The organism is Paenibacillus hebaui, assembly GCF_051934385.1.
GTDB lineage: Bacteria > Bacillota > Bacilli > Paenibacillales > Paenibacillaceae > Paenibacillus.
On the sequence record NZ_CP196836.1, the window covers coordinates 6,990,512 to 7,003,713 of the forward strand.

At 47.1% G+C, this 13,202-nt stretch carries 13 protein-coding genes; 7 read left to right on the forward strand and 6 right to left on the reverse strand.

Features of this window, described 5'->3' with window-relative positions:
* Positions 1 to 133: 133 nt before the first annotated feature.
* The gene (locus ACR32F_RS31440; RefSeq protein WP_440114563.1) at positions 134 to 1,006 is read left to right on the forward strand and encodes an arylamine N-acetyltransferase family protein; all 873 of its coding nucleotides are present in this window, start codon (positions 134 to 136) and stop codon (positions 1,004 to 1,006) included.
* 81 nt (positions 1,007 to 1,087) lie between these two features.
* A complete protein-coding gene (locus ACR32F_RS31445; protein WP_440114566.1) occupies positions 1,088 to 1,774 on the forward strand; it encodes a 4'-phosphopantetheinyl transferase family protein in 687 nt (228 codons plus the stop codon).
* 365 nt (positions 1,775 to 2,139) lie between these two features.
* Here the strand turns inward: ACR32F_RS31445 and ACR32F_RS31450 are convergent, their stop codons facing one another.
* Positions 2,140 to 2,886, reverse strand: a complete 747-nt coding sequence (locus tag ACR32F_RS31450; protein WP_440120074.1) for a Bax inhibitor-1/YccA family protein — start codon at positions 2,884 to 2,886, stop codon at positions 2,140 to 2,142.
* Between the two features lie 248 nt (positions 2,887 to 3,134).
* Positions 3,135 to 3,491: a nucleotide excision repair endonuclease gene (locus tag ACR32F_RS31455; RefSeq protein ID WP_440114569.1), complete on the reverse strand. Its 357-nt coding sequence runs from the start codon at positions 3,489 to 3,491 to the stop codon at positions 3,135 to 3,137.
* 670 nt (positions 3,492 to 4,161) lie between these two features.
* Between ACR32F_RS31455 and pdxR the strand changes: the two genes are divergently transcribed.
* The 3 genes from pdxR to ACR32F_RS31470 are packed head-to-tail and all read left to right on the forward strand — an operon-like array spanning position 4,162 to position 7,001.
* On the forward strand, positions 4,162 to 5,613 hold the full coding sequence (gene pdxR / locus ACR32F_RS31460; RefSeq protein ID WP_440114572.1) for a MocR-like pyridoxine biosynthesis transcription factor PdxR: 1,452 nt from the start codon (positions 4,162 to 4,164) through the stop codon (positions 5,611 to 5,613).
* 12 nt (positions 5,614 to 5,625) lie between these two features.
* Positions 5,626 to 6,543, forward strand: coding sequence for a D-alanine--D-alanine ligase (locus ACR32F_RS31465; RefSeq protein WP_440114575.1), 918 nt, complete (start codon positions 5,626 to 5,628; stop codon positions 6,541 to 6,543).
* Positions 6,543 to 7,001 (forward strand): N-acetyltransferase family protein, encoded by a 459-nt coding sequence (locus tag ACR32F_RS31470; RefSeq protein ID WP_440114578.1) that lies wholly within the window; start codon positions 6,543 to 6,545, stop codon positions 6,999 to 7,001. The genes ACR32F_RS31465 and ACR32F_RS31470 overlap by 1 nt, the downstream gene beginning before the upstream one ends.
* A 113-nt stretch (positions 7,002 to 7,114) precedes the next feature.
* Here ACR32F_RS31470 and ACR32F_RS31475 read toward each other — a convergent pair whose 3' ends face one another.
* The 4 genes from ACR32F_RS31475 to ACR32F_RS31490 form a co-directional block, all read right to left on the reverse strand.
* Positions 7,115 to 8,584 carry a GNAT family N-acetyltransferase gene (locus ACR32F_RS31475; RefSeq protein ID WP_440114581.1) on the reverse strand — a complete coding sequence of 490 codons (1,470 nt, stop codon included), beginning with the start codon at positions 8,582 to 8,584 and terminating at the stop codon, positions 7,115 to 7,117.
* 245 nt (positions 8,585 to 8,829) lie between these two features.
* Positions 8,830 to 10,287 carry a copper amine oxidase N-terminal domain-containing protein gene (locus ACR32F_RS31480; RefSeq protein ID WP_440114584.1) on the reverse strand — a complete coding sequence of 486 codons (1,458 nt, stop codon included), beginning with the start codon at positions 10,285 to 10,287 and terminating at the stop codon, positions 8,830 to 8,832.
* Positions 10,288 to 10,548: 261 nt separating this feature from the next.
* Complete coding sequence (locus ACR32F_RS31485) at positions 10,549 to 10,677, reverse strand: hypothetical protein (protein WP_440114587.1); 129 nt, start codon at positions 10,675 to 10,677, stop codon at positions 10,549 to 10,551.
* Between the two features lie 15 nt (positions 10,678 to 10,692).
* Positions 10,693 to 11,160 carry a YfbM family protein gene (locus ACR32F_RS31490; RefSeq protein ID WP_440114590.1) on the reverse strand — a complete coding sequence of 156 codons (468 nt, stop codon included), beginning with the start codon at positions 11,158 to 11,160 and terminating at the stop codon, positions 10,693 to 10,695.
* Between the two features lie 154 nt (positions 11,161 to 11,314).
* Between ACR32F_RS31490 and ACR32F_RS31495 the strand changes: the two genes are divergently transcribed.
* Positions 11,315 to 11,779 carry a DUF4385 domain-containing protein gene (locus tag ACR32F_RS31495; protein WP_440120075.1) on the forward strand — a complete coding sequence of 155 codons (465 nt, stop codon included), beginning with the start codon at positions 11,315 to 11,317 and terminating at the stop codon, positions 11,777 to 11,779.
* A gap of 139 nt (positions 11,780 to 11,918) precedes the next feature.
* Positions 11,919 to 13,202 (forward strand): VWA domain-containing protein, encoded by a 1,284-nt coding sequence (locus tag ACR32F_RS31500; RefSeq protein ID WP_440114593.1) that lies wholly within the window; start codon positions 11,919 to 11,921, stop codon positions 13,200 to 13,202.

Below are 13,202 nucleotides of genomic sequence, written 5' to 3' on the forward strand. Positions count from 1 at the left end.
TCATTAACTGTACCGGTACAATCGCGACAAACCTACATGTTCAATTCACCCGTTCACTTATACAATAAAATCAGGGCAGCAGAAGTTTAGAGCAAAGGACCTGCGGCCTACTACATGACTTGAGGTGATCTGGATGAATGTTACATTGACTCCATCTGAAATACAGGCTTACCTGAAACGCTTAGGCATTGATGATATGAAGAAACCCACACTGGAATTCTTAACTGAAATCCAGCGTGCACATGTGCAGCACCTATCGTGGCAAACGGTAGATATTTTTGCAGGTCGTCCTGCGGGAATTGATCTTCAGGAGTCGGTTCAACTTATATTGCAGGGACGCAGCGGCTACTGTTTTCATCTCAATGGCGCATTCAGCGCCCTTCTCCGCTCTCTTGGTTACACGGTTGATTGGCATCGTGCCGGCGTTCAGCCAATTGGAGAGAAACCGCGTGTGAACTCGTTCCACCTCGGTCTGTCTGTCCATTTGCCGGATGCTGACCCGAATGTTGAGCGCTGGATTGTGGATGTGGGTCTGGGCGGTATGCCCTTCGAGCCTCTGCCTCTTCGTTATGGAACCTATGGATCAGCCCCGTTCACATACAACCTGACTCCCTCTTCTGTTGCCACTGGGGGATGGCGGCTTGAGTACGAACCGAATGGGCCAAGTGAAGGAGTCGACTATGCTCCCGAAGCAGTCCACGATCTGGGGGAGTTCATTCCCAAACATGAATTCTATAGCCGATCTGCCGAGTCCCCCTGGCACAACGCGTTTCTTCTTCGTCAAAGAGACGCCAAGAGAAGCAGTGAGCTGCGCGGATGTATGCTTCGAACGCATGATACAGACGGAATCCACAAAATTGAACTGCAATCCTACACCGAGTGGACAGATGCGCTCACTGAGATATTCCATGAACCTCTGGTACGATACACTAAGATGGAACGTGAAGAGATGTGGGATCGAGTACAGGCTGCACATGAGGAATGGAAAAGGACACAGCAAGCGTAAAGCCGCGCGGAGAAGACCCAAGAAACGGATGAATATAAAGGAAAGTCTGCAATCGATGCCGAATACATCGTCAGGTGATAAATGATGATAAACATTCAAGTTCTGCAAGTTCCGACAGAATTGCCAGAAGAGTACTGGAATCTGTTCCTGTCTCATGTCTCTGCCGATCGGCGGGGGCAAGCTTCGCGTTATATGCATCAGGCGGATGCATATCGCTCCGTTCTGGGTGAAGTATTAGCCCGCGTGACTTTGGGTACGTTGACTGGCCTGAAGCCGGGAGAGCTAACGTTCACCCGCAATGCCTACGGCAAACCGTCGCTTAGCAATCTTCCCGATATCCAATTTAATGTCTCGCATTCTGGCGATTGGATTGCTTTGATCTCCGGCAGCAGCGGCGAACTGGGCGTGGATGTAGAAAAAATTGCACCCATCGACATGCAGATTGCAGAGCGATTCTTCTCTCTGGCCGAGAGCCGATATCTGGCTGCGGAACCTGCTGAGATACAGCTGGAGACCTTCTATCGTCTATGGACGCTAAAGGAAAGCTACATCAAGGCGGTCGGTATGGGCCTGTCCATGCCGCTGGATTCATTCAGCATCCTGCCTATTGAGCAGGGCGGTTGGCACTGCGAGCAGGCTGGGGCACATCGCTTCCACAGTCAGCGCTTGGATAATCAGCATATGCTGGCAGCCTGTTCAGCCGGGGGAGATTTACCGAGCCAGCCCGAAATCGTAACCTTAGAGGATTTATACTCGGGGTTAGTTTAGACTGGTGCTCCGCTGAGGTTGGGATCGTTGGTTCGATGGGTTCGGTGGATTGGAGCTGGTTCGGTGATTTCTAACGAATCTGATACACCTTATGGACTTGGATTACATGGCCTTTGGTCCTCTAAGGAATCCTGCACACGCTATTTCCCCCTTTATGCTCAATATGACGGCGTTATTGCTGAATTTGGTACGAATACGGTGGCTGAGGTTCGTTTTTTCAAACTGCGACTCAGGGCATAGGAGGCATTGCCATCGAGAAAGCCCTCGGCTATTAATTAAAAAAAGCTAACGCGTGAAGGTATCACGCGTTAGCTTTTTAGCTTTAAGTTCACACTCTGTTTACGTCTCTAACGTAACGGATGGAACTAATCCCGGCTCCGCAATTTGCCGAGCAAACGGATCATTTCAATATACAGCCATACCAGAGTAACCATCAGTCCAAAGGCACCGTACCACTCCATATACTTCGGAGCACCATGATCAGCACCACTCTCAATAAAATCAAAATCAAGCACGAGATTCAGCGCGGCAACAATGACGATCACTACCGAAATTCCAATCCCGATCAGATTGTTGTCATGCAGATAGGGAACCGTAATGCCAAACAAACCGAGTACAAAGCTCAGGAGATACATAATCATGATGCCTCCGGTTGCAGCAACAACCCCCAGCTTGAAGTTCTCCGTAGCCTTGATCAATCTGGTTTTGTAAGCCAATAACAGGGCGATGAATACAGCCATGGTCAACAGGGCCGCCTGCAAGGTAATTCCGTTGTACAGGGATTCATAGGTTGCGGAGAGTGCCCCCAGGAACAGGCCCTCTGCCACTGCATAGATGGGTACCAAATAAGGTGCCGCTACAGGTTTGAACGAAATCACAAGTGCCAGAATGAAACCAACGATCAATCCGCCATAAGCGAGCGGCATCACTTCTTGTCCGTTAAAAAACATCATCCATGTTGCAAATGCACTGCCCAGCAGAATAACCAGCGTAATAAACGCTTTGTTCACTGTGCCGTTGATCGTCATGTAATTCTGGTACCGATCATCTCCATATCCTCTGTTTTCAAACGTGCTGTCTTTAAGTGTAGGGTTACCGCTACGACCGATCAACACAATCACCTCTTCATATGTATTTGGTATATCTGTGATGCCATGCTCTACGTTCTACATTTCCAGTACTACAGATTACTCCTTGGAAAGATCGGGATGACCCCAGGCAAAATCGGATGCAACCCTTCGATCACATCCTTGCCCACTTGGGAACACAACACTTAGGACATATGTCCCAAACATTGCGTATTATTTTCTTTTTATGCATACCTGCTAAATCTTGTCCCTCTCGGGCACTGTGCTGCGTCCTACTTGTACAAGACTTTATCTACATTGTATTTCGCACGCATCGTGTTAATGATATAGGTCTCGTAAATTTCACGATCAACCGGATCTTCAACCAGACATACTTCGATCGTCGTTACTTCCTCGCGGTGATTCTTCATTGGAGAAACGGTGTCTTCAAAATGCTTTTTGATACGTGGTCTTAATTTTCGTGCTTTCCCGACAAATAACAACTCTCCAGCGGCATTGTAAAACATGAAAATCCCGCCTTGTTCCCGGGTAATCAGGTGGAAATCGGTGAATCCATAAATGTGGCTAAGCTGTGGATCAGCCTGCTTCGTGATGGTTACATCCGGTGTTGGCACGGTAATGTTAATCAATAGGCTCACTTCCTCATTATCTATAGGTTTACATCCTATCACATATTATAATGGGACACCATTTCATTCTTTATGAAGTATAATTCACGCAATTTTCGCTATTACGACAAATATTTCAAAAAAAAGGTTAACTTCCCTGATTCAAAGTGTTACTATATGGGTATGAGGAAGAAATTGGGCACTGAGACATACGTCTTTATATCTACCTTCGTCTATTGTACCCTATGATTGACATCTTTTTCATACTGAATTTTGTTACGCGCGCAGGACAAGAGTACAGTTAGCAAGAACCTAGCTTATAGATTTTCGAATCATCATCTTTTCGACCCTTGCAGCAAGCAAACGTAGAAAGCTTCTAGATTTATAAAGTCATTGTAGAATTGGATTCACCTAGAAAGCCTGCAATTATAGTCGTACTCAAGTTAAATAGACACATGTAGAAGGTCAGATAGCTATCGATCCTAGAAAGACTAGTCATGTAATGCCAACCTAGAACGTCATAGCAGTAGAACTATAGAACATGGATCACGCTCCACCCAGCCCGGCAGATTGCCAGGGCTTTTTTACGTTTGCGCAAACAACCAACCACGCCCGCAGTGAAACAGAGGTATCGTGGTTCTTTCTGCTGGGTTTATAATATGGCAAGATAGCAAATAGAGGGAGTGATGGGATGTATTCCGATCTGCAAGTGACGGAGGACCGCCCTGTATATATACAAGTCAAAGATTATATGAAGCGATTGATGCTCAAAGGCGGTCTGCAAGCCAACCAAAAGCTTCCTTCCACCCGTGAACTCAGCACACTCATGAAAGTTAGCCGCAGTACAGTCCTGCTCGCTTATGCCGAGCTTGAAGAGGAAGGCCTCATCTACGCGGTCAAAGGCAAAGGCAATTACGTCAGTTCCACCATCGAGACGCCTGAAGCGACTAGCGGTTGGCAGTTGGACTGGAACGCATACGTAAGCGACTATGCGATCCAGGCAGAGCAGTATGATCTGATGAAGCACGGTTCAGGTGCGGAACGTGGTGAGATTTCGTTTACCAGCATTGCCCCGGATGAGAAGCTGTTTGATATGCACAACGTCAAACGGGCCTTTCTCGACCGTATGTCACTTGAAGGCGAAGTGCTGCTTAATTACGGATATGCGCAAGGCTACAGGCCACTCATGAATTATCTGCTCCGTTATATGGAGAACAAGGGTGTTGACCTAAGTGGCAAAGATATTCTGATCACCAACGGATTTACGGAAGGCTTCGATCTGGTGCTCGGAGCTTTGCGCCAAAAAAGTGGCAGGGCCCTATGTGAGAATCCAACACATCATACGGCCGTCAAAAACTTGAGGCTTCACCAGTTCCACCTTACCGGTGTGAACATGGAGCCAGATGGCCTTGATCTGAAGCAGCTGGAACGGGAACTGACAGCCAACCCATATGATCTGGCCTATCTTGTGCCCTCCTATCACAATCCAACCGGGATTGTGACATCCCCTGCGAAACGGGCGGAGATTATCCGAATAATGAATCAATATCAGGTGCCGATCATTGAAGACGGATTTAATGAGGAATTGCGCTATTCCGGTTCCCATGTCTCTCCCCTGATCGCAAGTGTGGGCAAGGGGAACGGACTGGTGTATCTGGGAAGCTTCTCCAAGGTGTTATTTCCGGGACTGCGGGTTGGCTGGATTATTGCAGACGCGGCCCTGATTGATTATCTGGAGAGTATGAAACGGGCTCGCAGCATTCACACTTCAACGCTAGACCAATCGCTGCTCTATCAGTACTTGAGCAATGGAAATTTCGAGAAGTATCTGAAGCGAGCCCGCACGGAATATAAGCGAAAATATGAGCTGGTTGTGCGCTGCTTGAAGCAGCATCTGCCGATGTGCCGGATCTCCGGCGAAGGCGGTTTGCATCTGTTTGTGCAATTTCCGCCGGAATACCGGACGAGGGAACTGCTCGCAGCCTGCAAAGTGAAGGGCGTTACCTTCACGCCTGGGGATACCTTTTACCTGGAACCGGGGCAGGGGCTGAACACGTTGCGTTTGGGCTTCTCTCGAGTCAGCGACGAGAATATCCGCAAAGGCATTCGCATTATTGGCGAGACCGTTGCTCAAATGAGATAAGGAGGATTACCAATGAAAGTTGGCGTGATTATGGGCGGTACATCTTCGGAGCGGGATATTTCCCTGCTCACCGGACAGGAGATGATCACTCATCTGGAGGCACAGAAGTATGAGGTTATTCCAGTTGAAATCAACAGTAAACGTGAACTCATTGAGAAAGCCGCAGGACTGGATGTAGCGCTACTTGCTCTGCATGGAAAATACGGGGAAGATGGTACCATTCAGGGCACCCTGGAATCGCTGGGCGTCCCTTACACCGGCTGCGGTGTACTTGCGAGCAGTGTATGCATGGACAAAGATATGTCCAAACGGCTCATCCAGCATGCGGGTGTACCTACAGGGGAATGGCTCCAGGTGTGCACGCTGGATGAATTATCATCCATTGCTGTACAGCAATTAACCTATCCGGTTGTTGTGAAGCCCAATTCGGGTGGTTCCAGCATCGGTACACAGGTTGTGCAGGAGCCATCCGCCCTTCATGCTGCGGTAGAAGCAGCGCTTCTGTGGGATGAGATGGTCTTGATTGAGCAATATATCCAAGGAGAGGAGATCACCTGTGCCATTCTGGATGGTCAAATGCTCCCTGTGATTTCGATTCGTTCAAACGCTGAATTTTTTGATTACACTTCCAAATATAATGACGGCGGCGCGGAGGAGCAGGTCGTCCATTTGCCTGCGGATCTCCATAAACGTGTGGAAGCTGCGGCGCTTACCTGTTACCGGGTGTTAAAATGCAGCGTCTATGCTCGCGTCGACATGATGATTCGGGACGGCATGCCTTATGTACTTGAGGTGAACACACTACCGGGTCTTACCCGAAACAGTCTGCTGCCCAAGAGTGCAGCCGCTGCGGGTATTTCCTTTTCCCAGCTGCTGGATTCCATCATTGAACTCTCGTTAAAGGAACGTCATAAGGAGGCGACACGATAATGAGTATGGATGTGACAATTCGCCATAGCTCCGCAGTCGATTTGCAAGATATGGTCATTCTCATGGATCAGCTCGGTTATCCGACCACGTATGTAGAGATGGAGGAGCGCTACGCCCACATCGCTGCAGATCCAAACTATGCAACTCTGGTTGCCGAAGTCCGTGGGCGTGTAGTTGGATTAATTGGGTTACAGACCTCTTACCTGTATGAAAAAAATGGACGTCACTGCCGCATCATGGCCTTAGTTGTACATGACCAGTTCAGAGGCTCAGGCATCGGCCGACAGCTCATTCTTGAAGCTGAACAATGGGCCGCTACGCATGATGTGGATTCCCTATCCCTGAATAGTGGCAATCGCCCCGATCGTGAAGCGGCACATGAATTCTATCGCCAGATGGGCTTTACAGCGGGAAGTACGGGTTTTAGCAAAACACCTCAGATACTGCAGCACACCTGATTTCCAATGAATTTAGGGAATGGAATTACTCCCTTTTTTTGCGTAACAACACCAAAACGCCCATCTCCAACACACTGGCTGGAAACGGGCGTTCTCTATTTAGTCTTACGGATTCAGCCCTTTGCCTTACCTGCCTCATAGGCTGCAAGCAACTCTTCTATGGCCACTCCATTGATCTTCATCCCCGCCACCTGGCATTGATCCAACTGTACGTTTGTTAAATTACAATCGCTAAAACGACTGCCACTCAGATCACAATGCGCCCACTGCATGGGTACGCTGTCCGGCCCAAGATGTGTATCCCGAAAATGAACACCATCCAACGCGGCAAATTCAATCGCACTTCCACTCAAACGCAAATCGGCAAGCAAGATGTTGGTCATATTCAGATTGGTCAATTTGCTCCCACTTAGGTTACAGTCGGTGATCCGAGTATTGGTCAGATTGCTGGTACTATACCGAACTGAATCAAGGTTGGCTTGATAGAATTCAATGACCGGCTCATCCAAATCCTTGGATAACGCACCTGATAAAGCTTGCTCGGAAGATTCAACTGATTTGCTTTTCTCATATCCACATTCATCCTTATACGAATACATACAGACATAACCCATCTTTTCGTAAAAACGATGATTATCCAACTGTCTTCCCGAGGTCTCCAGCTTCCAGTTTTCAATCTCCGGGAATTCTGCCTCAATAAGCATCATGACTTGAGATCCCACGCCACGCCCTTGGCAAACAGGGTCAATAAAGATTTTATCCAGCCTCGCATGTCTACGTCCCAGTACATTTACACTGACTCCTCCAATGGCACATCCATCGGATTCTACAACATAGTAATCCCATTCGCGGATCACGTAGCTATGCATGCGGACAGACGAATAACCGGGTGGATGAATGTTATTGTCCAAATCATCCGCTCCATCCGACCAGAATTTTATCGCATGATCGAAAGCACGACTGCACATCTCTGTAAGTACAACCGCGTCTTCATCCTGTGCTCGGCGTAAACGAATCGCATTCTGTACCCCATGTGAATGGGCTTGCTCTGGCTGAACCTTATACAGTTCAAAATAATCATAGACAGCCTGATCCACAAGCTTCCTGCGAGAGACATAATGAAAGCCCCTATACTCAAGCACCTTGCGGGACGCATGGTTAAAAGGTTTCACAATGCCTACGATCCGCTTCAGCAGGGTATGCTCAAACAAATACGTTGTCAACGCGTGTACTGCCTCTGTAATATACCCCTTATTCCGGTAATCCCGGGAGATGGCGTAGGCCACTTCGCGGTCAGCGCTGTCCAGCATGTCATTCGGAAATACACCACACCAGCCAATGATTTGCTGATCTCTGTTGTGTACAACAGCAAGAAGGATTCGCACATCTACAGGATTGAATTGCTCGTAGCTGCCCACGACAAACTGTAGGAAATCATGCAGTTGTTCCTCCGTCATTTTCCAGTCCGGGAGGATATCCGTGATCTCGGGTTGCCGGGTTATTGCATACACGGCGGCATGGTCTTTCAGCGTGAACGGACGCAACGTAATGGAGTTGGAATGGATGATGAATTGACTTTTCATATATAACACCTCTGGGGATTTATTTGGGATGGAACGACAAAGAGGAGCACCTCCAATAGAGGCACTCCCCGATCCGTTTCATCATTTCAGAAACGCCGAAGCTCCTCGTAATGGGTCAAAAAGGACACACGTATCCCGTACATGCTCTAACGGAATTTTTACGGTGTTCTTTTCATGTTCATTACGAGAAATCTGGCATACTCTAAAATCCCCTCTCATACTAAGGCTCACATATAAAGTCTTACTTAAGGCCGGTCGATGAAAATCCAGCCTGTTTCTTTTTCCTTGTCTACCGTAGCTCCAAGAGATTCAGCCATAAAGCGCAGCGGCACATACGTTTTGCCGTTCTTGCCTACATAGGCGGATTCAACCATGGTCACTTCTTTGCCCGCAACGGTTGCCTTCTTGGAACCAACAGTCAGAACAATCTCATTGCCTGTGATGTCATCAATCACAATGATTTGATTCGTTCCCTTGGTCCATTTCACTTCAGCGTCCAATTCTTCGGACAGGTAGCGAAGAGGAACAAAGGTTGTATTTTTAACGGTGATCGCCCCGGTGTACTCATCTTCCGGAGACAGCATTACACTTTTGTTGGTGATACCCGCTTCGTCTTTCAACAGCTGATACACAAGTGAATTGGAATCAAAATTGCGCAACATCTGACCAGGAGTGAGATCCCCCTTCATCAGATCCATAACGCCACCGGACACATCCACTTCATCTACAGCGACGCTCCCACCGATATTCCACTGCTCACTATCACCACTTACCGTTACCGATTGCAGCGGCAGATCTTCGGAGGCAGGCAACGCCACTTTGAGCTCAAAGTTTTGTTTGCGGATATCCAGCTTGCTATCGAGATAGAAGTCCAGTTTCAGCTTGGTTTCTGTGCCGAACACCGTTTTTAATTCAGGCGTTTCATTCAACAGGTTGTTCAGTTCCTGATCATAATCGACCAGCATGCTGTCGAGTCCCACTTTGATCATGGCATACAGCGATGCAACAGCTTCATCCTTGGATTCAGGAACGATCGAAGTCAATGTGTCATCTCCCGCATTTCCCACCTCATTGGCAGCTTCCAATACCGGGTAGAACACGTCATACAGATCTCCGATCAGGTCTTTGAGACCTTGCTCATCCTTGGCAATACTCGTCAGGAACGGTTTCACCATGGCAAGCATCTCTTCACCACTAATCTCCATGTGCAGCTTGGAGAGGCTGAGCGATTCACCATTAACCGACTCCTGTACCGGAGTTACGGAAATAGTTTTGGGATTGGACAAATGCTTCAGGACAAATGATAGCAATTTCGGAGAAAGTTCCTCAATCTGCTTTTCCAGAGCCTTCGTATCCATCATAGGAAGTTCTTGGGTACCCTCCAATCCCTTCAGGGATATGTACAAGGGTTTTTGGGCTCCATCCAGGTCAATGACCATCTGGGACTCATCCATGGACAGATGAAAAGGTAATTTTGTTTTCTGCATACTCAGTGTGCCTTTGATCGACGCTGTTCTGGTATCTTTCATTTTGGCATGATCAATGTCTACGGATATCGAATTAATGAGTTCGATCATTTCGAGATCTTTATCTGTAACAAACTCTTTAGCCGGCTCTATGTTAATATGCATGGACTGTCTGGATTCACCGGATTTGATATTCGTACCATTAGCCATTGCTTTGCTAACGTCTATTCCACCCACAGCCTGACATCCCGTAAGCGCAACCATCATTAAAACAAGCGGTACGGCGATCCACTTAGCTAACCTTCGATTCTTAATATGATCTCCTCCTTAGTAAAAATATGGCTCACTCCTATTATGAAGGCACAGGTAATTGTTGTAAACCGGGTTAACAAAAATATACCAAAAAGGCCGGAACGATGTCCGACCTCTAATGTACCTATATTTCAGGATTTCAAGTGCTTCAATTGAGAACACCATGCATCCACTATTTTGCTGGACTTACTCTTGTTCCTTATCCTCTGCGTTTTCTTCGTCAGACTCTTTGCCTTCTGTTGTTGCAGGAGTTTCGAATTGATCCAGTTCGTCCTCTTGAACAGCTTTGTTCTCTTCGTTCTGATCCTGTGTCATATCGTATTCCCTCATTTAGAAAATATAAAAGACTATCCCGTTCCCGCTTGCAGCGGTTGCCTGATATAAAGCCTGAACGTCGTCCAGTGTCTGAACGATCTCCTGGAATGTTTCGTCTGCGTCCCAGTCCTCCATGACAGGGTATACGCCCTCAGCCACCATTTGCTCCAGACTGTACCGTTCCCTCAATTCTTCAGGTGTCAGCTGCTCCAGTGCCATATAGGCTTCCAGCACCTGTTCATTGGTAAGCAGAAACAGATCCATATCCGAGTAGTTGCCCAAATATTGATCACCTGCCATAGGCACCACATATCCCAGAGGTGGTTCTCCCTGTACCATATTACCGGTTAAGGTAAACTGTAGCATCTGCCACGTTTTATCGATATCAAGATCGACTGGACAATCATGCACGCTGACTTCACCTGACTGGATCGATTCAATTAGCTCCTTGGCTACCACAAGATATCTGCCAGACATCCCCATATCGTGACCCCTCCTATCATTTAAATTCACTTATTCCCCATTAACCTTGCATGTGGTACAAGAATCGGGGTAAATGATGGAGAGGCACAATAATTTTTAATGGAATTTTGTGTGCTGTGTGCAGCATCGGCATTTCAAGGAGGGCATCACGTTGATGAAAAAATTCGATTACAGTCTTAATTACGAAGAGCTTGATCTGCGCAAGCATCCCGAACTGTATACTGTCGGCCGGGGCGAGCAGGGTGTGCTGATGGTTGAGCCGTATAAAGGTGAGATTTTGCCACATTGGCGTTTCAAAACACCCGAGATTGCGACAGAATCATCGCAGAAGATCTATGAACTATTTTTGGAGTATAAGAAAAAGGACGATTTTGTCGGTATGGATATGGCGCGTAAGTTTCTGCAAATGGGATACACACGGGCCAGGCGATATACGAATCATAAGGGTGGACGCAAATACTCGAAGGAGGACGGCTCTGTCTTGCCATATCAGAATGATGAGGTGAAGGCTGAGGCAGCGGCCATTTTCAAAGCCCAGTGGGAGATAGCCAAGACCGATCCGGACTATGTGAAGATGAAGAAGGAGCATCGGGAAAAGTACGAGTCTGAGGAGACGTAGGAACATGGGTGACCGTAATATAGACTCACCGATCGGATCTGTTATCTATTCGTTGACTTATGGAAACATTTGTATCAGAATCTACCTTGTTACTTTCTAAAATCTATTCATGATATTGAAGAAAAGAGGCATTCGGATTATGACAGATCCCATCATTCACCTAAACACAGGCCAAAATACCAATATTAATGAAGCCGCCCAGATACACGTAACGATACAAAGTACCTCAGCACCCTCTGCTCTGGATGCAAGCTGTTTTATGGTAAACGAAGGTGGTAAAGTCCCTTCAGATGATTATTTTGTATTTTATAATCAGAATGTTGATCCTCACCACAGCGTTGTTCTCCAACATGCCGAGGATCTGAAATCTTCTTTTGTACTGGATACCAACAAATTACGGCAGGCTCCTATTGAGAAATGTGTCTTCACAGCTACGATTGACTTAGGAGGCACTTTCGCGGATGTTCAAAAATGCCAAGCGATTATAAGCGCAGGTTCGCAACAAATTACATACGAGATTACTCAAGCTACATCTGAAACAGCACTAATTTTTATTGAAATCTATAAGCATGGCGACGGGTTCAAGGTTCGTGCCATTGGCCGCGGTTTTTTTGGAGGTCTGCAACCACTTGCTGAGTCGTTTGGAGTCGACATTGAGAGTGAGAGTGACGCCAAGTCTGAAATTGCCGCCTCCGCAGAGTCAAAAGCACCTACTGTCGAGCCGGTGAAGAGTCCTAGTTCTGCACCATTAAATTTGACCAAAATAGACTTGCTTAAACGCAAAGTTACGTTATCTCTAGAAAAGAAAAAAGTCGATCCTATACAGGCGCGCGTTGCAGTTGTGTTTGACGCTTCAGGCTCCATGTACCATCTGTACCGCAAAGGCGTAGTGCAAGAAGCATTTGAACGCATATTGGCGATTGCCGCAGCGTTTGATGATAATGGGGAGTTAGACGTATGGTTTTTCGCCAAAGACTTTTTGCGTGCGCCTAGCGTTACTGCCCAGGATTTCGAGAATTATATCGGTCGTACGTATACCCTTGGGAGCAAGGGCGGCACGAACAATGAACCTCCCGTAATGGAGGATGTTATTCGTAAGTACACCATAGAGGAGCCTAATGTAAAGATCCCAACTTACATTATCTTTTTTAGTGATGGCGGCGTTAGTCAAAAAGGGAAAATCATGCGGCTTATCACCGAAAGCTCAACCAAAAATTTGTTCTGGCAGTTTGTTGGCCTGGGAAAAGCCAATTACGGCATTCTGGAAAAACTCGATGACATGTCTGGACGCTTCATTGATAATGCCGACTTTTTTGCATTGGATGATATCTCCAAAGTTAGTGATGAAGAATTATATGATCGGCTCCTGAATGAATTTCCAGGCTGGATTAAGGAAGCTCGTTCCAAAGGTATTCTGGCCTAA

What these genes read in the sequence shown, in the direction of transcription:
- ACR32F_RS31440 (WP_440114563.1), top strand. Translation starts at nt 134, where the DNA reads ATGAATGTTACATTGACTCCATCTGAAATACAGGCTTACCTGAAACGC.
- ACR32F_RS31445 (WP_440114566.1), top strand. Translation starts at nt 1,088, where the DNA reads ATGATGATAAACATTCAAGTTCTGCAAGTTCCGACAGAATTGCCAGAA.
- pdxR (WP_440114572.1), top strand. Translation starts at nt 4,162, where the DNA reads ATGTATTCCGATCTGCAAGTGACGGAGGACCGCCCTGTATATATACAA.
- ACR32F_RS31465 (WP_440114575.1), top strand. Translation starts at nt 5,626, where the DNA reads ATGAAAGTTGGCGTGATTATGGGCGGTACATCTTCGGAGCGGGATATT.
- ACR32F_RS31470 (WP_440114578.1), top strand. Translation starts at nt 6,543, where the DNA reads ATGAGTATGGATGTGACAATTCGCCATAGCTCCGCAGTCGATTTGCAA.
- ACR32F_RS31475 (WP_440114581.1), bottom strand. Translation starts at nt 8,584, where the DNA reads ATGAAAAGTCAATTCATCATCCATTCCAACTCCATTACGTTGCGTCCG.
- ACR32F_RS31485 (WP_440114587.1), bottom strand. Translation starts at nt 10,677, where the DNA reads ATGACACAGGATCAGAACGAAGAGAACAAAGCTGTTCAAGAGGACGAA.
- ACR32F_RS31490 (WP_440114590.1), bottom strand. Translation starts at nt 11,160, where the DNA reads ATGGGGATGTCTGGCAGATATCTTGTGGTAGCCAAGGAGCTAATTGAA.
- ACR32F_RS31495 (WP_440120075.1), top strand. Translation starts at nt 11,315, where the DNA reads ATGAAAAAATTCGATTACAGTCTTAATTACGAAGAGCTTGATCTGCGC.
- ACR32F_RS31500 (WP_440114593.1), top strand. Translation starts at nt 11,919, where the DNA reads ATGACAGATCCCATCATTCACCTAAACACAGGCCAAAATACCAATATT.